Annotated in this window: 13 protein-coding genes; 4 read left to right on the top strand and 9 right to left on the bottom strand. The window is 62.9% G+C overall.

Annotation, left to right across the window (positions count from 1 at the left end):
* Positions 1-406: 406 nt before the first annotated feature.
* Positions 407-1,894 carry an SUMF1/EgtB/PvdO family nonheme iron enzyme gene (locus HHL09_RS13710; protein WP_169455193.1) on the bottom strand — a complete coding sequence of 496 codons (1,488 nt, stop codon included), beginning with the start codon at positions 1,892-1,894 and terminating at the stop codon, positions 407-409.
* Between the two features lie 3 nt (positions 1,895-1,897).
* Positions 1,898-3,067, bottom strand: a complete 1,170-nt coding sequence (locus HHL09_RS13705) for a hypothetical protein (RefSeq protein ID WP_169452447.1) — start codon at positions 3,065-3,067, stop codon at positions 1,898-1,900.
* Positions 3,068-3,137: 70 nt separating this feature from the next.
* On the opposite strand from HHL09_RS13705, the gene pabB reads away from it, so the two are divergent.
* Positions 3,138-4,457: an aminodeoxychorismate synthase component I gene (gene pabB / locus HHL09_RS13700; protein WP_240963631.1), complete on the top strand. Its 1,320-nt coding sequence runs from the start codon at positions 3,138-3,140 to the stop codon at positions 4,455-4,457.
* Positions 4,458-4,465: 8 nt separating this feature from the next.
* Here the strand turns inward: pabB and HHL09_RS13695 are convergent, their stop codons facing one another.
* The 3 genes from HHL09_RS13695 to HHL09_RS13685 form a co-directional block, all read right to left on the bottom strand.
* Positions 4,466-4,954: a hypothetical protein gene (locus HHL09_RS13695; RefSeq protein ID WP_169455192.1), complete on the bottom strand. Its 489-nt coding sequence runs from the start codon at positions 4,952-4,954 to the stop codon at positions 4,466-4,468.
* Positions 4,955-5,154: 200 nt separating this feature from the next.
* Entirely contained in the window at positions 5,155-8,448 is a 3,294-nt protein-coding gene (locus HHL09_RS13690) for a c-type cytochrome (RefSeq protein ID WP_169455191.1), read from the bottom strand.
* Between the two features lie 423 nt (positions 8,449-8,871).
* Complete coding sequence (locus HHL09_RS13685; RefSeq protein WP_169455190.1) at positions 8,872-11,145, bottom strand: MGH1-like glycoside hydrolase domain-containing protein; 2,274 nt, start codon at positions 11,143-11,145, stop codon at positions 8,872-8,874.
* Positions 11,146-11,534: 389 nt separating this feature from the next.
* Here HHL09_RS13685 and HHL09_RS13680 point away from each other — a divergent pair, with 389 nt between their 5' ends.
* A complete protein-coding gene (locus HHL09_RS13680; RefSeq protein WP_169455189.1) occupies positions 11,535-15,773 on the top strand; it encodes an alpha-amylase family glycosyl hydrolase in 4,239 nt (1,412 codons plus the stop codon).
* Between the two features lie 77 nt (positions 15,774-15,850).
* Positions 15,851-18,010, top strand: a complete 2,160-nt coding sequence (locus HHL09_RS13675; protein ID WP_169455188.1) for a PQQ-dependent sugar dehydrogenase — start codon at positions 15,851-15,853, stop codon at positions 18,008-18,010.
* 46 nt (positions 18,011-18,056) lie between these two features.
* Here the strand turns inward: HHL09_RS13675 and HHL09_RS13670 are convergent, their stop codons facing one another.
* The 4 genes from HHL09_RS13670 to HHL09_RS13655 are packed head-to-tail and all read right to left on the bottom strand — an operon-like array spanning position 18,057 to position 22,014.
* Positions 18,057-20,252, bottom strand: coding sequence for a xanthine dehydrogenase family protein molybdopterin-binding subunit (locus tag HHL09_RS13670; protein ID WP_169455187.1), 2,196 nt, complete (start codon positions 20,250-20,252; stop codon positions 18,057-18,059).
* On the bottom strand, positions 20,249-21,247 hold the full coding sequence (locus tag HHL09_RS13665) for an FAD binding domain-containing protein (RefSeq protein ID WP_169455186.1): 999 nt from the start codon (positions 21,245-21,247) through the stop codon (positions 20,249-20,251). Before HHL09_RS13665 ends, HHL09_RS13670 begins: the two co-directional genes overlap by 4 nt.
* On the bottom strand, positions 21,244-21,765 hold the full coding sequence (locus tag HHL09_RS13660; RefSeq protein WP_169455185.1) for a (2Fe-2S)-binding protein: 522 nt from the start codon (positions 21,763-21,765) through the stop codon (positions 21,244-21,246). The genes HHL09_RS13665 and HHL09_RS13660 overlap by 4 nt, the downstream gene beginning before the upstream one ends.
* Before the next feature lie 6 nt (positions 21,766-21,771).
* On the bottom strand, positions 21,772-22,014 hold the full coding sequence (locus tag HHL09_RS13655) for a plasmid stabilization protein (protein ID WP_169455184.1): 243 nt from the start codon (positions 22,012-22,014) through the stop codon (positions 21,772-21,774).
* 189 nt (positions 22,015-22,203) lie between these two features.
* Here HHL09_RS13655 and HHL09_RS13650 point away from each other — a divergent pair, with 189 nt between their 5' ends.
* Complete coding sequence (locus HHL09_RS13650) at positions 22,204-23,244, top strand: SAM hydroxide adenosyltransferase (protein WP_169455183.1); 1,041 nt, start codon at positions 22,204-22,206, stop codon at positions 23,242-23,244.
* Positions 23,245-23,247 lie beyond the last annotated feature (3 nt).

Raw genomic sequence — 23,247 nt, 5'->3', positions numbered from 1 at the left:
GGATTCCCTGTCCATAGGTGTGGGCATCAAAGGGTTGATGATTTAAAGGCCGCCGGGGTGGGACCCGGCGGCCTTCTCCTTTTGCGGGATGAGGGGTGGCCGCGCGAAGTCACGGGGCGGAAAATCAGGGAAGGATTGCAGGTCCATTTCCCGAGATTTCCAAAAAAATCTCAGAATCTTTGAACGTCTGAAAAGCTGAAGGGTCTATCCCTTTGAAGACCACGCACTGCGTCAGTCTTCATGTAAGGGTGAACAGCACAAAGTCAGATTCCCTGCCCATGGGTGTGGGTATTAAAGGGTAGATGATTTGGCCGCCGGGGGTGGGACCTCGGCGGCCTTCCCTTGTACGGCAACGGCTTCACCCCGGGCCTCCATGGCAGCGGGAACCTCTGAAAGCGCCCCTTCCTTACTTCTCCACCACCCGGAATCCGAGATCCGGTCGACGCAGGCTGCGGTTCAGCACCCATTCGCGGGTGAGAGCCCCATTCCCGGGGTTCAGGTGCGATCCGCCGATGATCACCCAGCTTTTTTCGCCGAGGGGATTCGCCGGATTCAGGGAAAGGCTGGAGGTCCATTCGGACACGGAGCCAGCCATGCCGCTCAGGCCCGAGGGCGTGGTATCGGTAGGTGGCAGCTCGGGCACCGGAGCCCAGCTGGCAGGTCGCAGCGAAGAAGGATCCGCGAGATTCAAGCGCAAGGCTGCGAACCATTCCTCCTGGGTAGGCAGGCGGCAGCGCTTCCACTCGCAATAGGCGGCGGCATCCCACCAATCGACATTCACCACCGGATGGGAGGTCGTGATGGCGCGGCCCTCCCATTCGCTGCCGGTCTTGGCCGAGGAAAACATCACCGTCCAGCTCTCGGGCTCGTGGTCCTGCTTGCTGGCGGGTTGATCCTTATGGTCGTAGGCAGTCCGGCGCTCCGGAGCGAGGGCGGACAGGGCGGCAAGAAACTCGGCATACTCGCCGATGGTCACTTCATGGCCGGAAAGCGAAAAGGCCGGGAGATTTCCCGTGCCGCCATCCGGCAAAGGATGGCCACCTGCGGGCACATCGACCGGCGGTGGCAGCGACATCGTGGCATTCTTGCTCGAGCCCGAACTCCGCAGGGCGAGGGCCGCGATCCCGCCGAGGAAAACAATCCCTGCCACCCCGAGGATCAGCGGCAATGGCGACTTGCGCGGCTCGACCCGCGTGGTCTTCGGCGCTGTCGCCATCGGGTGCCCGGAAAGCTGCTGCTCGATTTGCTCGGCATAGCCCCGCACTTCCTCCCATGTCAGGCTGCGATCCAAGCCCTCCCCACGCATCCACGCGAGCAGGGTGATCATGCGGGAGGCGCCGGAATGACCGTCCGCCACCAAGCGTGGCAGCGCTTTGCCCAAGGCGACGATGTCTTCCGCGGAGCGGGTCGGCGAACGCTCTTCGGCACGGGCAAGATTCGCGACGCGGACCACCGCGTGGGAGTCGACGAAGATATCGTCGGGCCCGAGCGAGGCGGTGCAAATTTTCTCCGACTCCAGCGCCAGGTTCGCATCGGCCACGCGGCGCAGGATATTGGCGAGCTGCGCCGGCTTGATCGCTTCCTTCGCCCGGATGCGGTCCATCAGAGATGATCCCGGCAGGCGCTCGAGGGTGACGTAGCAGTGCTCGTCGGTGGAAACGGCCTCATACACCGAGCCGACCAAAGGATGATCGACGGCGGCCTTCGCGCGGATGTCTGCCAGGAAATCCTCCCGCCGGTTCAGCGCGGTCGGCTTGAGTTCGAAGAGCACCACCGGCCGGCGGATCGACGCCTGTTCGGCGAGCCAAGTGAGCGTGATGGGGCTTTCCCCGATCAGATTTTCAAGCCGGTAGTCGCCCAGCATCGAGCCGGTGCGGGAGCGGGGATCATCCATGCGTCAGCGTTGGGGCAAAGCGGGGATTGCGCCGTTCGGATCCTGCTCGATCGGCAGGTTCGGCAAATCGCCGGGATAGGCAGGAAGCACGCCGCCGTACTCGATATCGGAAGGAGACAGGAACTGCGGCTCCATCGGATCCTGTGGCTGCTGCTGTTGCTGCGCGGAGCCCCGGGAAGCGAGGTGACGGGGCGAGGCCACGGAGTCGATGAGCTCTTCCTTGTAGTAGAGATCGACGACCTGGCCGTAGTAGGTCCGCTTGCCGAAAAAGTGGTCCTGCTGGGCTTCCTGCGAGGGCAGAAGGTAGGTGACACGCAGGGTTTCCTCGCCGCCGAGGAAATCGAACTCACCGCTCACCCACTCGTAGTTGGTCTGGGAGAGCCCATCCGCGGCGGGCAGGATCTCCTTCTTCCCGGCCTTCGTGGTGGAGTCGAAGAAAGTCACCTTTACGACCAGATCCTTCGGGTCGATCTCCGCGCCGGGAGCCATCTGGACCGGCACATCGAGAAGCACGCGCTGGCCTTCGGCATATTGCTCATCCTTGAAATCCCGGATGTAACCCAGGCGGAGCTCGCCACGCTTCGCATCCGGCATCTCGATGCCATCGCGGAGCTTCTGGGCAGCCAAGGGATAAAGTGCGCCAGCACCCGTGGTGCCGAGCGAGAAGACCGCCTGATAGGCGTCTGCCGCCGAGTCGGCGAGACGTGGATCGACCGCCGCCATTTGCTCGAAGGTCAGGCCGAATTCGTAGAGGACGCTGGGATCTTCCGGAGCGCGGGCCTTCGCATCTTCCAGCTTGGCCATCGCGGCCCCCATGTCGCCGGCCACCCGCGAGGCGCGGGCTTCATTGACCAAGCGCTCCACCACCGGATCCACAATCGCAGGAGCTGCCAGCGGCCGCGGTGGAGGCAGGGGCGTGGCATCGGGCATCGGCGGCAGCGCTACGGCATTCGTCGGCGGGACTGCAACCAGCGGCTCGCTGGGCTTTGGCACGGGTGCAGCGACGGTCACGATTTTGGTCACGACCTTTTCTTCCACACGGACTTCCTGGGCGCGCTCAGCCCTCACCGCCACGCCCACGCCGGCGGCGAGCAATTGCCCGAAAGCGATCATGCCCAATACCCAGCACGACAGCCGGAAAGTAAGGGCGGATTGGCGGATGCTGCTGGCCATGAGCGGCAAGCTAGGGACGCGCCCGGAGGGACGCAAGACGAGAGGACGGTCCCTACGGCAAACTTCGCACTTGGAAAACAGGCCGCCGCCCGCGATGGGTGCCGTCGTGACAGGCGAGTCCGGCACGCGTGAAAGCCACCTGAGCCTCGACGGCATGACGCCGGCGGAGGTCGCGGCCGCCCTGCAGCACTTGCCCGGCTTGGTTTTCTTCGACACTTCCGGGAACCTTCCCGCGAGCTACGGGGCACCGGTCTCGATCGTTGCCGCGCGTCCGCGGGAGATTCTGCGGGGGTCGATCCACTCGGCGGCGGACCGGGGAAATCTCCGCGCGATGCTGGAAAAAGGCGCAGCCGGGACGGCTCCGGACCGTGGATTCCCGCTCGGCGGGCTGTGCGGATGGGTCGGCTACGAGGGGGATTTTGTCTTCGGGGACTTTCCCGAGATGCTGGTCTACGATCACCGCGGCGGGCGCTGGCATCAAAGCGGCGAGCTGGCGCGGGAGATGACGCGCCCTGCCGGAACGAGCGCTGAGATCGGGGAGTTCCGGCCGCTGATGCCGCGGGAGACTTTCCTTTCCGGGGTGCGGCGGATCCACGAATGGATCGCAGCCGGGGACATTTACCAGGTGAACCTGACCCAAGCCTTCGAGGCGAAGGTGAACGGTGGCGATCTCTTCCCGCTCTACGAGACCCTGCGGGAATGCTCCCCTGCCCCTCTGGCGGCCTACCTTTCGCTCGGCGGCACGGAGATCCTTTCGTCCTCGCCGGAGACTTTCCTGCGCATGTCGGGACGCGGGATCGAGACGCGGCCGATCAAGGGCACGCGCCCACGCTTCGCGAATCCGGATGAAGACCGGCGCTCGGCCTACGAGCTACAGACCAGTCCGAAGGAGATCGCGGAGCTGGTGATGATCACCGATCTGCTGCGGAACGACCTGGGGCAGGTCTGTGAGTTCGGCAGCGTGCAAGTGGCAGAGATGCTGCAACTCGAGACGCTGGGCCAAGTGCATCACCTGGTCTCCACCGTGACGGGCACGCTCTGCGAGGACATCGATCACGCGGATGCGCTGGCGGCTTGCTTCCCGGGAGGCAGCATCACCGGTGCCCCGAAGAAGCGTGCGATGGAGATCATCCGCGAACTGGAAACGGAACCGCGCGGTGTCTACTGCGGAGCGATCGGCTATCTGGGCTACCACGGCGAAAGCCAGTTCAACATCGCGATCCGTACTTTGGTGCGGGAGGGCGAGAGGCTGAGCTATCATGTCGGCGCCGGCATCGTGGCGGACTCGGATCCGGAGAAGGAGTACGAGGAAACGCTGCACAAGGCGGCGGGGATCCGGATGGCGGTGGAGAGGTGGAGGACGGCCTCGGTGCGACCGGAGCTGGACTGATCAACGCATCACTTCACCAGCACGCCCTTCGGGATCTTCTTCTTCTGATCGCGGAGGGCACGGATGATCTTGGGAGCGGCGGTGACCCGAAGCTCGATGCGGTCGCTGGCGTCGCGTGACCATTTCAGGAAAAGGTCGCTGCGCTTCCCGGCGACTTCGATGGGGAAGACGGCCTGGCGGACTTCGTGGGGACGATGGTATTCGATGCGCTCGAGAAGGGAGAGCATCTGTTTGTCGTCGAAGCCATTCTCCGCAAGTTCGCGGATGCTTTCGAAGACAAAAGGCAAGTACTCGGTCTGCGTGCCGATGCGGATGGTCTGACGGACCGCGTAGGCGTTTTCCAATTCATCGAGCATTTCCTCGGAACTGGATTCGCCCAAGCGATCAAACTCGGCCATCAGGCGGCGACGGATCAACCATGCCAGAAGCAAGAAAAGTCCCCAGACCGTGAGTGCGGCGATAGCAAGGATACCGGAGATTGCGATCGGGAAATCCATGAAAACTTCCCGCCAGTATACCCCGAATGGCCGGGAGGGAAAGCGAACAGTCCCTTATCGGGGATTTCCCTAGGGGATTGTTCTCCAAACAGGTTTCTGCGTGAGGAGTTGAGAAAGAAAAGCCCCTTCCCGCTTATCAGCGAACGGCCCGTTGTGTTACGACGCACACCCGGTCGGCCGAGGGCGTCCGACCTTACCCCTCAATCGCCGTCGCGCTGGGGTTTGGTGAGGAGGAAGGTCATGAGATCTTTTACCTCTTGTTCACTGAGTGCGCCGAGGAGGCCTGCAGGCATGAGGGACATGGGGAGAGCGGATGTTTCCTTGATGTCGGATTTTTTCACCACGCTGAGGTTGCCACCCGGTGCTGCAAGCTTGAGCTCGTCCGGGGTCTCGCCGACGCGGGTGCCGAGAACGGCGCTGCCATCCTTGAGTGTCACTTGATAAGCAACGGCGTCAGGATTGATGGTGGCACCAGGATCCGTGATGTCGCGCATGACCGCTTCATACTCGCGATGCAGGGTATTGCTAAGATCGGGCCCGACGGCATGACCTTCGCCGTTCATCTGGTGGCAGGTGAAGCAGGTCGCCTTGCCAAAGAAGAGCTGCTTGCCCTTCTCCCAGCTGCCACCGGCGATCTCGGGGATCGGAGCTTCCGCGGCAAGGGCACCCGGAGGACGGGCGAAGGGCATCATGAAGCGCCGCACACCGAGCGGACGAGGACGCGAGTCGATGGCCGTGTGGTAGGTGACCTCGAAACGCTTCGCCGGTGTCGGCAAAGTGATTTCAAGATCCTGCCAGGCATCGCCGTCCTTGATGGTGCGGGTGAAGGAGATCTCCTTGCCGTTTGCGGAGAGATCCTTGCCCTTCACACGGATCGCAGCATCGCTCTTCATCGTGATCGTCACGACTTCCGGCTCCGGCGTGTAGTCGAGCTGCGATCCCGGCTGGGTCTTCGGGCGCAGCATATGGGATAGATCGAGCTTGGTGCGCAGCGTCATCGTGCCACGAAGCGACAAGCGCATGAGAGCAGCCTGCGACATCGCGCTTCCCCAAGTGAGTTCCCGGGCCACTTCAAAATCGGGATGCGGGAGCCAACCTTGCCAAGCTTCACCGCTGCCTGTCCATGAGGCTTGCACCCCGGTCAGCTGATGTTCGACGTCGATGGAATCCGCTTGCTTGATGCCCTTCTCTTTCCGCGGGTAGTCGATCGCGATGCCATAGCCGTAGGCTTCGGTACGTGCGGCGGATTCGATGATGATGCTGCGTCCGTCCTTCCCGAGCACCGCGGACTTCACCGGGATGCGGTAGCGGGGCTGATTCTGCTGTGCGCGCAACACGGCATAGCCGGGACGGATTGCTTCGAAGCGGTCTCCTGCAGCGACGAAGGCGCCGCCCTCGATGTGGATGCGCGAGGCAAGATCCTGCCACTCCTCTTGTTTCAATGCGCGGCGGAACTCGATGACGGAATGAGTCTCATCCTGCGCCCAGGTGAGCACGGGACGTGGCGCGGCGGGATCGGTGAAGCGGATCTTGAAGAGCTTGCCTTCATGAGCCGGACCACGGCCCCAATCCGGCGGGCCGGAGTGACAGCAGATCACGAGCTCTCCCTTCGGAGAGATGGTGCAATCGGTGACGAGCATGCCGACGCTGGCGAAGAGATGGTTGTTCGCCACGTAACCTGCCGCGGTTCTCGCCAAGGTGGTGCTCCACAGCTTGCCGCGCGACTCCCCGGTGACGATGGCATCATTTGACCAATCCTCGGGGCCGAAGCGCGGGCTGCCGTCCTTGCCCGGGCCATTGAAGCGGAAGCCGCAGGTGCTCTGGTGCTGCGGCGAGTAATCCCAGACGCTGGGTTCATCGACCACGTTTGGCAGCAGCTTCGGATGGCGCGGCGGGAAGCCATAGTGGCGGCCTTTCTCGAGATGCAGCAGTTCGTCGAAGGGATTGCCATTCGGCAGCCACGTCGCGCCTTCCTGATCGGTGGCGAAGAGTTCGCCATGCTGGTCCCACTGCAGGGACATGATGTAGCGGAGGCCACTGCTGAGTTGCTCGACCTTGCCGTCCTTCGTGATATGCAGCAGGCAGCCGCGGCGCTTGTCAGGAGAGTATGCAGGGGCACCGGTTTTCACGGCATCGGGTGCCCAGACATCGCCCTCGGCTTTCTGCCAATAGCCATTGCCGGGATTCGCGCTGCCCATGGTGACATACCAGTCGTCGTCCGGGCCCGCGGCGATGGCCATGGCGCTATCGACGCGGCGATGCATGAGCAGCGGGTCCTTCTGAAGCGCGGGATCATCCCAGCCTTTCACCACGGTCTCGCGCTTGTCCGGAATGCCATCGCGATTGGTATCGCGGAAGCGGACGATCTCATCGGAGAGCAGCGCGTGGGGCATGCCGTCCTTCACGAGCATGCCGACGGGATAGTTGTCCGAGGTTTCGCCCCAGAAAGTATCGAGCTTGTCTTCCAAGCCATCGCCGTCGGTATCGCGGAGCAAATGGAAACGGCCATCGTAGCCGCCTGCGAAGAGGCGGCCATCCGGGGCGTATTCGATGTTGTTGAGATTGGTGACCGTCACCGGCAGTTCCTCGACTTCAAAGCCGGGGACAAGCATCTGGACGATGGGGGCATCTTTCTCCGGCTGGAGCTGGACTTCGCGAGGCGCGTTTGGATCGAGGGGCTTGAGAAAAGCGGCGTGCTTGTTGGAAAGCCATGCCTCGACCCGGGCGCGCTCCTTGTCATCGAGCTTGCGATCGAAGACGAGGATCTCCGCGATCTTGCCATGGAAGAAGTGGCGCATCTCCGGCTCCACGAAGCGGGCACCCACCGCGATGCGATCCGCGAAGAAGGCGACATCCCCGCGCTCGCGCTTCCCCTGGTCCTTGCCATCGACGCGGACACTGCTGGCGCCGGGCGCAGTGGTGATCGAGAAGAGGTGGCCGTGATCGAGGGAGAGGGGCGTGGTGAGGAGGTTCATCTCCTTCAGCTGGCCCGCGCCTTCGACATTCAAATAATGCATGGCGCCCTGCGGAGATGGCTCGCGGCCAAGGTCAAGGCAGAGACCGCTGGTGTAATCATTCTCCTCACGGCGAGCGGTGCTGAGGAAGGCCGGGAAGTCACCGGGTGCGCGATCCGGTGCTGCTACGATGAAGATCGTAGCATTCCTCGCCTGAAGGCCGGGGGTGAGGAGAGCGGCAAGGTAATCATCGCCATCGAAAAAGACGGCACCGTGTTGCCAGGCGGGGCGGGCATTCGTGGACCACTGGGTGAGATGGCGGGAGTTCCCGGAGGAATCGTGCCAGAGCTCCATGCGCTGGTCATCGGTGAGACGGTTCATGTAGTGCGCCTCGCGGGCCTCGTTCTCGCGGGTGGCATCGAGCCAGAGCTGGAGGCCCTCCTTGATTGGCAAGGTGGCATCCGCCCAGCGGGCGATCTCCGCGTGAAGCGGATGGAGGCCGAGAAGAAGGAAGCAGCCGAGGAGGCGTGGAGCTTTCATGCGAAGGGTTTCGAGTGCGTCCTGTTACGGGGATGGAAACGCGTTTATCCGAGGAAATGCGGCCAGATGAAGAGTGATGGCGCTCAAGATCGTTTCGTATCGGGGCTTAGGGCGGGAAGGAACGGGTTCATTTTGGTGGTATGGATTTACCACGGAAGGGGAATGCATGTCGGGATGATACACGATGGCGGCAAGGCTCGGAAGGGCACCTGTTCCACCTGTTATAATAGAGAAATTAACAGGCGATGCGGGTGGATCGGGGAGCCGGAGCGGAATGAGAAGAGGGTGAGGAAAAAGGCGACATCGGGGTGGAGGATATCGGGTTTCGAGAGTTAGTGAAGCTGCCGTGGTGGTCCCCAGTGCACGGATGGATGGATCGCCAGCAAGGGAGGAGCCGAGGGAACGGCGTTGCCGTTCGCCGAGCTAGCGTGCAATCGGGAGTTCCAAGATGCCGTCACCTTCGGCGAGGATCTTTCCCTGGTCGTCGAGGATGCGGCGCTTGCCTTCGAGTTGGACGAAGGTGAGTTCCCTTCCGCCGGAGGGGACGTGTTCGAGGGTGAAGTCTTCCTTGGTGAAGGGATCGAAGATGACCTTGTCACGCTTGTCGGTGACGCGGATGCCGGCCCAGTAGCTGAAAGTGGAGTCGAGCCAGGCGCTGTGGAAGTAGTCGACGACCTGGCGGCGGAAGTTCGAGGCATCGGTGGGGCGGAGGTGCTCCATGGCGCAAGGAACGGAGCGATCCCCATAGACGAAGTGGCTGTCCGACCAGCGGTGATGGAACTCGACCCAGCCTTCACGGTAGCGCTCGCCCCCGGGCGAGGAGGCGACGGAGCCGAGAGCCTCGCACATCGCGCTGTTGTTGTAGTTCCACATCGGGCCGTTCCAGCAGCAGGGATAGCTGTGCGGGTTTTCGACGCTGGAAGCGGTGGGTCCGGCGATGGCATTTCCGGTCCAGTACATCGGGTTGTTCTTCGCGACGGTGGTGATCGGGTAGTCCGACCAGAACCAGGCGGGATCGAAGAACTTGTCGAAGGCGCTGAAGTACTGCGGATCCCGTAGCATGCCGAAGAGGAAAGGCAGGAAGCCATCGTAGCAGGCGGCTTGATCGGCGAGCGCGTAGCTTTCCGGCTTCGCGGCGTAGAAGAAGCCATCCTTCCAATGCTTGTCCTTGATGGTCTTCAGCATCCGGTCGGCCTGGTTCCGGGAATCGTTGAAGCTCTTGGTATTCCCCAGTTCCTCCATGAAGTTCGCGGCACCATAGAGGTTCGCGATGGTGAAGGAGGCCTTATCGAGGCGCACGGACTTCGCATAGGGGAAGCCCTGCTTGTGACCCTGCACGTCGTGACGCCAGTCCCAGGCATCGGGCTTGGTGAACTGGTAGAAATTCGGCTGGTACTCGGCACCGGTGGGCCAACTGCCTTCCTGAACCGGAAGCTGCGGCTGGCCATGGACGGGCACGTCCTTCCATGCGTAGTCGGTGGCAGGCTGGGCGACGGCGCTGCGGATCTCCGGATCCGGATGGATCTTGTAGAAATTCCACATCGCGGCCGGGGTGAACTGGAGATACTCGCGATACTGGTAGTGGACGCGCTCCGCCCAATTCAGGATGTGGTTCTTCCCCGGCGTGATATCGCGCAGCCAGCGGGTCTCCTGAAGCTGGACCGGGATGGGCAGGCCGATCACCGCACAAAACCAATCACCGATGGGGCTCTCATAGATCGAGGGCCGCTTGTAGGGGTGATCCGCGATGAAGTTCTTCGGATCGTGGATCGAGCGCTTCACCAGGAACCAGCGGTAGTAGTAGAGCTTCAGGATATCCGGCTCGGTGGTCTGGAACGCGGGCACGTTTTTCTCGAACCAGGCATTGAAGGCGGCTTCGTTGCGCTTGAAGGGGCTGGCTTCGGAAAGGGCGGCTTCGACGCGCTGGCGGGAATCGCTGGTGCCGACGTGATCGATGGCGAAGGCGTAGCGCAGCCTCAGGGTCTTCTGCGGAGGAACGACGAGGCCCTTGCCGGGCGTGAGATCGCCCTTTGAGGAAAGCCAGCCGCTGCCATTGATCTCCCAGCCCTTGCCGCCTTCGCGGGCGACGCCGCCGACATTCGTCACGGCGGTGAAGGTGACACGACCTTCATTGCCATCGGCCTTCAGTTCGGGATGCAGGAGTTCGAGATCGAAGGTGCCGGGCTCGCGCTGGTCATTGAGGATCTCCAGCTCTGCCACGAAGACATCCTCCGGCGTGATGCACTTGGTCTCTTTGATCGAGAGATAGCCGGCCAGCGGCGAGGTGCCCGGCTTGCCGGAAGGAAGTGCACGGTAGCGGCTCTCCATCCATGCCGGGGTCCACTGATGGCGGGTCACTACCAGCTTCACGGGAGAGGTCCCCTCCCCGCTGCTTTCGGAGGCGGAGATGGCGACGAGATTTTGGATCGGGGTCTGGTGGCCTGCGCAAAAGACGCCCTGCATGCCGAGCTGCGGGCGGCCCCAGTTTTCCTCCGGCACCTGCGGGATCTCGGACTCCGGAGTGTCCGGTCGGCTCACGCGGCCATCGCTATATTCCTTCAAAGTGGTCCACATATCCTGGCCGACGAGGTCGGTCCGGGCGGAATTCGAGAGGTAGCGATTGATGTTTCCGACGGGGTGCGCGGCGTAGGCACAGGTCGAAAAAAGTACGAGTCCGGATGCGAATTGTTTCAACATGTGATCGGTTTGTGTTCGTTCTATGTTCACCAAACGAGTTTGGCATGTAGAATTACGACAAAATAGGGTCGTTTTTCAGCGAGTTAGGAAGACGGCGCGTCAGAATTTTCCAAGCACATGGGTAACCACGTGGTTCCCGTGTGCTTGAAGGGAAAGAGAAAGGAAAAGGAAAGGAAGGGAAGGGAATGAGAAAGGAATCGGAAATCCCCCAAAGCCCCCCGAGGGGCCGGGTATGGAGACCACTGGACCGGATTCCCTAAACCCCGGAAGCGTGCGAAACATTCCGAAGCTGAACCCTGTGCGGTCTGGCTCCGGATGCGAAGTGAGCCGGGCAAGTCTCCTTTTGAATCGCCGTCACTCGCTGCGATCTTTTCCACGAACCCTGATCGATGAAACACCCTGCGCGAGTCGCCGGTCTTGCCGGAGCGCTCCTGATGCTTTTACCGCCTGCAGCGAAGGGCGAGGCGATGCTCCAGTACTTCAACACGAGCTGGGCGGAGCTGACGCGCAAGATGCCGGAGCTGGCAGAGGCGGGCTATGACTCGCTGTGGCTGCCGCCGCCAACGAAGGGCTCGGGAGGACTTTCGGTAGGGTACGATTGCTGGGACCGCTTCGACTTGGGCTCGAAGGATCAGCGGGGATCGGTGCGGACTTTCTACGGGACGGAGGCGGAACTCATCGAACTCGTGCGGGTGGCGCATCGCTTCGGGATCCGCGTCTATTTTGACAACGTGATGAACCATAATGCCTTCGAGACGCCTTCTTACAACGCGTCGGTACCGGAGGACGTGTATCCCGGCTTTAGGCCCGGGGACTTCCACCTTCGGACGACCGCCGAGGGCTTTTATCGGAAATGGGACAACACGCGGGATTGGAACGATGCCTGGCAGGTGCAGAACCTGGGGCTTTCGGATCTGATTGACATCGCCACCGAGCCGGGCACGACGAACTTCAACCATGGTCCGGTGGAAGGCAGCACGGCGACGAAACCGGACTTCGTGCGGCACCCTAACAACCCGGAATACTACTGCTATGTGCCGACGGGTGCCGGGCAGAAACACTCCGCGGGACAAGGAACCTACGTGGGCTTCGGCCCTAACAACGGAATCACCGCGGCATCGATCACGGCGAATGGCTCGTTCTACACGGAGCGGGTGGAGGACTTCCTGAACCGGGCGGCGCGCTGGCAGATCGATCGGACGAAGGCGGATGGCTTCCGTCTCGATGCGGTGAAGCACACGCCAGCGGATTTCTTCGGCGCGACCTTCGGCGGCGACAAGGATTCCTCGAACTATGGCTACACCGGGCAGATCCAGCAGCAGTTCAACCTGAGCCGCGGTTTCACGGACTGGAACAATCATCGCGACAGTGTCTTCGACACGGAGAAGGGCCGGGATGATGCGATGCTCTTCGGCGAGCATCTGGGCCAGCCGCCGGGCTACGGCTCCTACATCGATGCGGGGATGCGGCTGGTGGACAACGACCTGAGGTCGAGCTTCAACAACCTGTTAGGCAATCCTTCGTCGGGGTTGAACGGCTATGACCAGCCGGGACAAGGCGGCTTTTCGCCATCGGTGGCGGTGATGCACGCGCAGAGCCATGACAGCGACTACGCGGCGCGGCGGGAGCTGCAGCATGCCTTCTACTTCACGCGTGCGGGGCTCGGGCTGGTCTACACGGATGGGAATTACCATGCCGGGGTGCTGGGTGCGAGCGGCGGGGCTTTCCCCCGGCATGCGAACACCGCCTTCCTGGGGCAATGGGGTGATGCGCGGATCCCGAACCTGCTGAAGATCCACAATGACTTCGCGCGCGGCTGGCAGCGCGGGCGCTGGAGCGATGCGGACCTGGTGACCTACGAACGGATCGATGACCGCGAGTTCAGCGAGGGCAACCAGGCTCTGAAGGAGCGCAAGGGAGTGACGATGCTGGTGGCGGTGAACGACAACTATGCCTCCGGCAGGGGCATCGTGGGCGGGACCTCGTTTCCCGCGCAGGGTGGCGGCGGCTCGGAGAACAATCCGGAGACCAATGATGAGTATCTCTTCCAGTATGCCCACGGCTACGGGAGCCAGACCGGATTCTACACCTATGCCTCAGGGCTGAACTCGGTGGTGGTGGGACCGGGAAGCTATTTCATCTTCGCACCGCGCACGCCGGAGGAATCGGATGCGTGGAAGAATGCGGGCGGTGAGCCGATCACGATCTACCAGGGGACGGAGAAGGCCGGCAGCTTCGAGGTGGAGCGGAAGGACGGGACGGATGGCGATCCGGGATTCAATCCCCATGGCCTGCCGGATGCGAACACGACCGACTATGCGTATCGTATTTCGATCCCGCGGGTCACGAACACGAGCGACCTGCGTTTCAAGGTGCGGACAGACGGCTCCGCGGAGAACATCATGCTGCTGCTGGACGGGGGGATCGATCTGAATGGCACGCGGCCTCCCGGAAATACGGATCCGCTCAAGCGCGACAACCCGCCCGCGCTTTCGACCGATTCATTTCTCGGCTATGAGCAACCGGGCTTCGTGAAGCGGCAATTCGCGGAGAAGTTTGCAGCCAAGGATACGCTGCGGAACAAGGCGGGATCGGCAGGTGCGGAAACGTATCAGAGGGTGATCGGCAGCGCGGGCTTCACGATCGCAAACGGTCCCGCGAATGCGAACGACTACAGCACGCAGGGCGGCGAGGTGGCGGCTTTCCTTTACCATGATCCGGCAGCGGATGTGGGAGGCGCTCCGGCAGGCGGCTGGCCTGGTGGCATGGCACCGAAGCAGTATGTCGAGAACGCCTCGACGATCGCGGTGTGGGCGAAGCCGAATGGCGTGGGCAATGGCTTCCGGATGTACTTTTACTACACGACGGACGGTAGCAATCCGGAAGGAGCCGGCGGCGACGGGACAGGCAGCACGAAGGTGGTGGAGATGAATTTCTCCCACAACCAATCCAGCGATGACTGGTGGATGAACGCGAGCATCCCGAAGCCCGCGGCGGGGCTGACGCTGAAGTACAAGATCGGGATCTTCAAAACCGGAGCGGCGAGCGTTTATCCCTCCGGCCCGAATACGGTGGCGAAGAAGAAGAACATGATGACCGTGTTCGAGGTGAGCGGCTTCAATGCGGGAACAGTGAGCCATAGCCCGCACAATGACTACGGTGCCACCGAGACGGGGCTGGCGGAGGGCTTCCACGTGCTGCGAGCGCGGCCCTTCCTGAAGCGCAGCGGCAAGGCGTCGCTCTACAGCACCTTCACGCAGACCTTTTACTACGATGCGCTGGCTCCAGGGGGGCAGATCATGTTTCCAGCGGCGGATGGTTCGTCGATCGGCGGCAGCGAGTATGGCGTGGTGGTGCGCGCGGACAACTTCACCAACGAGGTGTGGTACAAGATCGAGGATGGCGAGGCGAGCAACGACGACAGTGCGACCGGGACGAACAGCGGGAACGGTGCCTGGGTGAAGGCAAGCGAGGTGACACCATTCGGAGGGATCACTCCCCTGAACGCGGCGCATACCCGTGAGTTCCGCTTCAACTACGTGAACATCCCGGCGACGGGCAATGCGACGATCCAGGTGCGGCTGAAGGAAGTGACCTCTTCCCCGGACAATGGCCTGAGCGATAGCGCGGGCCACTACACGACGCTGACCCGCACGGTGCTGACGGCGGGTCCGGACCGGAAGATGTTCGTGGCCTTTCCGCAGAATGATGGCGCGGCGATCGGCAGCGACTATGTGCTGAAGACTTACTTTTCGAAGTCGCTGGCAGATGGGCTGACGGACGCGGAGCTGAAGGCACGCTTGGCCGTGCGATACGGTCCGGACGACAGCTGGCCGGAAGGGGTGCAAACCTTGCCAGCGGGCGCGCTCTCGATCGTGTACAACGAGACGGCGGATTACCACGCGCTGGCCTTCTCGCTGCCGGATTTCTACGATGCCCGGCCGGATTTCCTGTATCGCGTGGAGATTTCCCAAGACCGGCCGGTGCCGATGGTGGATCTGACGGCGACGCGGCGTCTGGCCGCCCAAGCGGGGACGGGTCCGTATGTGGCGATCCTGCAGCCGCTGGAGGTGGATGCCTCCGGGAGGCCGGTGGAGATCGTCCTACCGGATCAGCCGGTGGACTACACGGTGCGGGTGGGGACGGACGCGACGGCGACGGCGGTGAACCTTTCGTTTGCGATCGGCAGCGGGGCGTTGACGCCGGTGGACTTCGATCCGGTGGCTCCGGGGATCCAGCCGGAGATCCAGGGGTCGAGCGCCTTCTGGGACTTCACCTGGCATGTCACGGCGGCGGGCCAATATCGCCTGGTGGCGACGGCGACCTTGCCGCAGGCGGTGAAGACGGAGACGCGCCATGTGGCGGTGGTGACGCAGCAGGAGGTGCTGGAGCGGGAAGCGGCGGCATCGCCAGGGCTGGCGGCGATCGCGGGCGGGTATCGCGTGAGCTTTCCGACGCTGCCGGGCCGGATCTATCAGCTGCAGGTTTCCGGGGATCTGGTGAGCTGGAGTGATTCGGGCGCTCCGCTGAGTACGGCGGGGGCGGATGGGCCGGGAATTTTCCAAGCGGAGGATACAAGCGGGAGCGGGAAACGGTTCTACCGCGTGGTGATCGCGGTGGCACCATAGCGACTTGAGCAAGAGAGGGATCCTGTCAGCGCTGAAACGGCCTCTTGATCTGAGGCGTAGGATTCGGACACTGGATCATGCGAACTGCCGCCCTCCTCACCACCCTGTTGTCTGCGGCCGCCACGGCGGCGGAAATCGAAAGCACTTTCATCGCCGAGCATCTGAAGGACCCGATGGAGCTGACGGTGGCTCCCGACGGCGATGTGTATGTGGTGGAGCGCGAGGGGCGGGTGCTGCGCCTCCGGCCATCCACGGGCGGGATTTTCGAGATCGGGAAGATCGAAGTTACGGCGCTGCGGAGCAATGATCCGGATAGCCCCTACGCGCGGGAGGACGGGATCCTGGGGATCACGCTGGATCCGGGCTTCGCTACGAACCACCGCCTTTACATCTACTATAGCCATCCGAAGGAGCTGATGAACCGGCTTTCGCGTTTCGAGCTGAAGGATGGAGTGCTGGATCTGGCATCGGAGAAAGTGCTGATCGATATCCCTACGGAGCGGCGCGACCGGGTGTGCCATCACGGTGGCTCGCTGACCTTCGGGCCGGATGGCCTGCTTTTCCTGAGCACGGGCGATAATACAAACCCGTTTGAGAGCGATGGCTACGCGCCGATCGATGACCGTGAAGGCCGCGAGCATGCGAATGCGATGCGCAGCGCGGGAAACACGAACGACCTGCGCGGGAAGATCCTGCGGATCCGCCCGACCGAGGACGGCTACGAGATCCCGGAAGGCAACCTTTTCCCGAAGGGCACCGCGAAGACGCGTCCGGAGATCTATGTGATGGGCTGCCGGAATCCCTTCCGCATGTCGGTGGATCCGAAGACGAAGGTGATCTACTGGGGCGAGGTGGGGCCGGATGCGGGCAAGGATAGCGAGAAGGGTCCGCGCGGGCACGATGAGGTGAACCAGGCGAAGGGTCCGGGGAACTTTGGATGGCCCTTCGTGATCGCGAACAACAAGCCGTATCCGATCGTCGATTTCAACACGGGCAAGCCGGGCGTGATGACCGATCCGGCAGCGCCGAAGAATCCGAGCACGCACACGACAGGCTTGAAGGATCTGCCGCCGGCGACTTCGGCCTTCATCTGGTATCCGTATGCGAAGAGCGAGGAATTCCCGGTGATGGGCGAGGGCGGCCGCAATGCGATGGCGGGCCCTGTTTTCTACTACGATGCGAACCGGAAGTACAACCTGCTGGGCAAGGAGGATGACCACACGCTGCTGAGCTACGAGTGGTCGCGCGGGAAGATCTTCAAGGCGAAGCTGGGCGAGAGTGAGAAATTGGCCTCCCTGGAAGTGCTGATGAGCGATCTGGTCCACCCGATGGATTTCGAGATGGCTGCCGATGGCACGATGTGGCTGCTGGAATACGGCACCGAGTGGTGGTTCAACACGAATGGCCGTGTCCGCCGCCTGCTCCCCGCCGATGGCAACAAGGCACCGGTGATCACGGCAGCACGCGAGGGTGAGAGTTTCACCGCGACGGCCTCCGACCCGGATGGTGGCGATGTGACGATCGAGTGGTGGCTGACGCAGGGCGCGCATGAGACGAAGCTGGGCACCGGTCCGGCGCTGGCGGTGTCGACCGCGGGTGGGACGGAGCTGCGTGCGGTGGCGAAGGATGCGAAGGGAGCCACCACGGTGGCACGCATCGCACTGGTGGAAGAGCAGACCGGTCCGGCGCTGCAACTGGAGCTGGCGGACAAGGATGCGAAGCGGGGCTTCGGCGAGGAGATCGCTTTCACGGTGAAGGGTCAGGCGGATCCGGCGAAGACGGTGGTGCGGGCGCGCTACATCCCGCCGACCGGACACGATGCGGGCGGGCCGCAATTCACCGCGGACATCGAGAAGCTGGTGATTTCCAAGCAGTGCTTCGCTTGTCACCAGATCGAGAAGGCATCGGTGGGTCCCGCGTATCTGGACGTGGCGATGAAGTATCGCACGGATGAAGGGGCGCTGGAGCGTCTGCGCGCGAAGCTCAAGACCGGCGGTGCCGGAGTCTGGGGCGAGGTGCCGATGCCGCCGCAGGTGGCGGTGAATGATGGCGAGGGCGAGACGATCGTGAAGTCGATCCTCGGGCTTTCCAGCGGCATGGCGGAGACGCGTGGTAGCGCCCAAGGAATGCTGAAGCTCTCCGCGCAGCCGGAAGGCGTGCAGGGCGGCGGTGCCTGGGAGATCATCGCGGAGGCACCGGGATACCGGGCGGCGCGGACGCGGATCGGGGCGAAGTGAGAAGCCATCGGAGCGGATCGCCCTGGAGATCCGCGATCCCGGCAGGCTAGAGAAGCTTGTCGGGAGTGATGGGCAGGGACCGGACCCGCTTGCCGGTGGCATGGAAGATCGCATTGGCGATGGCGGCGGGAGTGCCGACGATGCCGATTTCGCCCACGCCTTTCACACCCAGCGGATTGACCACCTCGTCTTCCTCTTCGACGAAGATGACTTCGATTTCGCCGATGTCGGCATTCACCGGGATGTGATAGCCGGCGAAGTCGTGATTGATGAAACGGCCGCTCTCCGGGTCGAGGTAGCTTTCTTCATGGAGGGCCATGCCGATGCCCCAGACGACACCTCCGATGATCTGGCTACGGGCGGTCTTCGGATTGAGAATGCGGCCCGCGGCGACGGCGCAGACAACGCGTGTGACGTGGACCGTGCCGAAGTCGGCGTCGACCGAGACTTCCGCGAAGACGGCGGAGTGGGTTTTGCAGGTCACCTTGCGCCGCTTGAGAAGCTGGGGGATGGCCAGCGACTTGCAGGTGATGCCCTTGCTCTTCGCACGTCGCAGCACCTCCGGGATAGGCATGCGGATATCCCCCGCTACGACGTGACCGTCTTCCAAGCGAATCTCTTCCTTGTCGATGGAATCGAAGGGCGAGTCACCGAGGCCTTGAGCCAACTTCACGAGCTTCCTCTTCACTTTTCCGCAGGCCTTCAGGACGGCGCTGCCGACGCTGGCAGCCGTGAAGGAGCCGCCCTGCACGGGAGCCATGGGCAGCGTGGAATCGCCAAGGAGGAAGGTGACCCTTTCCTCCGGGAGGCCGAGCTCTCCGGCGGCGATCTGGGTCATGATGGTATAGGTGCCGGTGCCGATGTCGGCAGTGGCGCTGCTGACCACCAGGGTGCCATCCGGCCGCAGGACCGCGCGGGCACTGGCTGGCATCTGCATGGCGTCCCAGCTCCCGGTGGCCATGCCCATGCCCTTGAGGGTGGTGCCTTCACGATTGGCGCGGCAGGCGCGGCTCCTCTGGCTCCAGCCGATGCGTTCGCCACCGAGGCGGTAGCATTCGCGAAGGGCCTTGCTGGAGTAGGGCTTCCCGCTTTCCGGATCTTTCTCCGCGTAGTTCGCGAGCCGGAAATCCAGAGGATCAAGACCCGCTTCCCAAGCCAACTCGTCCATCGCGGATTCGATCGGAAAATTCCCCTCCGCTGCCCCGGGAGCACGCATGTCGCAAGGCGTATTGGTATCGAGCGGTGCGATCTCCTGAAGCGTCCGCACGTTGTCGCAGGCATAAAGCCCGGCGGACCATTCGACGATGGGCCGGTGAAACTTTTCGAAGCTGGAAGTGGCGGCGAGCGAGTCATGGCAGAGCGCCTCCAGCTTGCCTGCGGCTGAAGCACCAAGCCGCAGGGTGTGGATGGCAGGCGGGCGGAAGCCGAGCGTGAACATCTCCTTCCGCTCCAGCACCACCCGCACGCTGCGCTGGAGATGGACCGCGGCAAGCATCGCCAGGTAGAGCTGCGCCCCGGGGCGCAATGCGGAGCCGAAAGCCCCGCCAACAAAGGGCGCCAGGACCTTTACCTCCCTATCCCCCAAGCTGAAGACCTTCTTGAGATACTTGTGGCAGTTCTGAACGCCCTGCGTTTTTTCGTAGACGGTATAAGTCCCGTCCGGCTCCAGGATCACGGTGCTGGCGAAGGGCTCCATCGCATTGTGATGCTCCGGAGGTGTCTCATACAGCTGATGGATGGCGTGCTCCGAATGCAGCAGCGCCGTGTCGACGTCACCGCGCGGCTCGGGAGCGTCGCCGCTGTCCTCGGCTTCGGGACGCTGCCTTTCCAAATCCATGCGATGATCTTCCCGATCATAATCGAAGCGGACCAAGGCAGCGGCGTGGCGAGCCGCCTCGATCGAGACCGCCACGACCAGTGCCACCGGTTGCCCGGAAAAATAGATCTGCGTGTCTTGCAAGGGACGCAGAGGGTGACCCTCCGGAGCCAACTGGTCCTTGTAAGAGCGATCGAAGATCGCAAGGCGCGAAACATTCTCGTGGGTGAAGATTTCCACGACGCCCGGCTGGGCCAAGGCCTCCGTGGTATCAACGGAGAGAATCTTGCCACGGGGAATCGCGGCACCCACCAGATGGCCGTGCAGAAGATCCGGGTGCGGATGGTCGGCCGCGTAGCGGGCTTTTCCGGTGACCTTCGCGGGTCCATCGACCCGGTTGAGCGGCTTGCCGATGACTTCGTTCATCGCGGTTGAAGTTGGAGTTGGCAGCACTCGGCCAGCGCCCGGACGACGGCCCGGCGCGCAAGGGGGATCTTGAAATCATTTCCTCCATAGCCGCGGGCTCCTGCCAGGAGGGTGTCCGCCGCTTCAAGGAAGACATCTTCCGCAGGCGCACGACCTTCCAATCGTGCTTCGGCCTCGGGCACGCGCCACGGCTTGTGCGCCACGCCGCCCAAGGCGACACGGGCACCGGTGATGGTGCCATTTTCCAAAGCTACCCCGGCTGCCACGGACACGAGCGCGAAGGCGTAGGAGCGGCGGTCGCGGATCTTGAGGTAGGAGTAGTGATGTGGGAAGCCCTCCGGCGGAAGATCGATGGCGGTGATGATCTCGTCCGCGTGGAGATTGTTGTCACGCTGCGGTTCGTCTCCTGGGAGCCGATGAAAGCCCGAGAAGGGAATGCCGCGTTCGCCATCGGGGCCACTGACGATCACGACAGCTTCGAGCGCGGCCAATGCCACGCAAAGGTCGGAGGGATGCGTCGCAATGCACTCCTCGCTGCTGCCGAGAATCGCGTGGAGGCGCTGATAACCGCAGAGCGCGCCACAGCCGCTGCCGGGCTGGCGCTTGTTGCAGGGAGTATCGGTATCATAGAAATAGGGACAGCGGGTGCGCTGCATGAGATTGCCGCCATTGGTCGCCATGTTGCGAATCTGGGGTGAGGCACCGGCGAGAATGGCCTTGGCGAGCAGCGGATAGCGCTCTTGGACGAGAGGATGCGCGGCGGTATCCGCATTGCGGGCCAAGGCTCCCAGACGCAGGCCGCCGCCGGGCAATTCCTCGATGCGATCCAAGGCAAGACGAGAGATATCGAGCAGCGCATCCGGCAGCGCGATGCGTTCCTTCATCAGGTCCAGAAGATTCGTCCCCCCGGCCAGAAGCGTCGGTGGGTCCGGATGCGAAACGCGGTCGAGCGCCTCTTCGAGCCCGGCTGCCCGTTCATAGGAAAACGGCTTCATGGCGTTTTGCCGGGGTTCATCTGCGCATCGGCCTGGCGGATCGCGGCGAGGATATTTGGATAGGCACCGCAGCGGCAGAGATTCCCGCTCATCTTTTCCCGCAGGGTATCGTCATCCCCGGGGACCTCCCCTTTCTCCAAGAGGGCGAGCGCGGAACAAATTTGACCCGAAGTACAATATCCGCATTGGAAGGCATCCTGATCGATGAAGGCCTGCTGGAGCGGATGGAGCCGGCCTTCCTCCCCCACCCCTTCGACCGTACGGATCTCATCGCCATCATGGGATAGGGCAAGCGAGAGACAGGAAAGGACGGCGCGATCATTGATCAGGACGGTGCAAGCGCCGCATTGGCCATGGTCGCATCCCTTCTTGCTGCCGCACAGGGCGGCTTGCTCGCGGAGGAGATCGAGCAAGGTGGTCCAAGCTTCCACTTCGAACTCCCGCTCTTCGCCGTTGAGGCGCAGGCGCAAGGGATGAAGCGGTAGCGTGGTGGCAGGGATCTTCCGTTCGAGCAACATGTCCTCTCAGTGGTGAGCGTGAGATGCCTTGCCGCCCTTGCGACCACCCTTCCGGGAAGACGCGTGGCTTTCCTTTTTGCCGCGGCCGGATCCGGACTTCTTGCCGCCACCGGACTCCTTGTTGACCGTGGCCCAGGCGCGGGACTCGGCTTCCTTGTGAGAGACTCCCCGGTCCTCGTATCCTTCGGCGATGTGTTCAGCCTTGCGCTTCTGTTTGTCGGTGTAGCTGGATTTGTCTCCTCGTGGCATGTCGATATGGGGTTGTTCCCTTTTCATGCGAGCATGAGGCGTTCCGGCCCTGCGCGGGCGCTGGAGCGCTTTCCCGGAAGGGATGGCGTTGCAGATGGCAGTGGCTCGGCGTGCAGGACGCGGTGGCCAAAAAGGATTGCCCCCTTCTTTTTCTTCCGCGCGGTGGGGAGGCATCGCTAGGGTCGGAGCATGAAGACCCTGTTCCGGATTTTCGCATTGCTCGGGATGATGATGGCGGCGGCTTCCGCCGGGATCACGGAAGGTGAGATCGGCGGCGCGAAATACATGATCGCCGCACCGGAAAAATGGCAGGGCAAGCTGGTGCTGATCGCCCATGGCTACCGGAATGCGGATAGCCCGCTGGATGCGGGATTCGACACCAAGGATGCATTTTCGACCGGGATGTTAGAGCGGGGCTGGGCGATCGCCTCGACCAGCTACCGGCGGAACGGATGGATCGTGGAAGATGCGATCTTGGACCTCCGGGCACTGAGCGACCACGTGGCGAAGGAGCACGGGAAGATCGACCGCTGCCTGCTGGTGGGAAGCTCGATGGGCGGGTTGATCGGCACGCTGATCGCGGAGGGCGCACTGGATCATGTGGATGGCGTGGTGGCGATCGGTGCTTACCTCGGCAACGAATCGCGGGATGGCGCGAATGGTTCGCTGAGCTTCAAGCCCACGGCACCGATCCTCTACCTGACGAACGAGACCGAGCTCAATCACCCGCAGAACTACCGGAAGCAGGAAGGCGGGGCGAAGACCGCGCTGTGGGAGGTGAAGCGGCCGGGCCACTGCAACGTCTCCGACATCGAACGCCTGAACGCGATGCTGGCGGTGAACGATTGGGTAGATGGCAAGGCGATCGAAAAGGAACGCGATGGCACCGTGGCGCCGCCCGTGCGGGAGAGCACGGCGACGAAGGTGGACGGCGGGCTTTCCGGAAAGATCACGGTGGTATCCGAATCCTGGGGAAACCTGACAACCGATCTGGTCGGCAAGGATCTTGAAACCTTGGGCCTGAAACTGGGCGACAAGGCGGTGGTGAAGAACGGCGAGAAGAGCCTGGCCGTCTCCGTGGTGCGCTATTGGAGCGAGGCGAAGGAAGGCGAGGCCGCGATCTATGTGACCCCGAAGGGTTGGGTGGGAATCGTGACCAACGGTGGCCGCGCGGTGGATTCACTGGGAGTGAAGGCGGGCGATACGGTGGTGCTGGGCAAGGCGGAGTGAGAG

Origin of the sequence: Luteolibacter luteus, from assembly GCF_012913485.1 — a bacterium.
Classification (GTDB): Bacteria; Verrucomicrobiota; Verrucomicrobiia; order Verrucomicrobiales; family Akkermansiaceae; genus Haloferula; species Haloferula lutea.
This window is presented reverse-complemented; position numbering and strand designations above follow the sequence as displayed.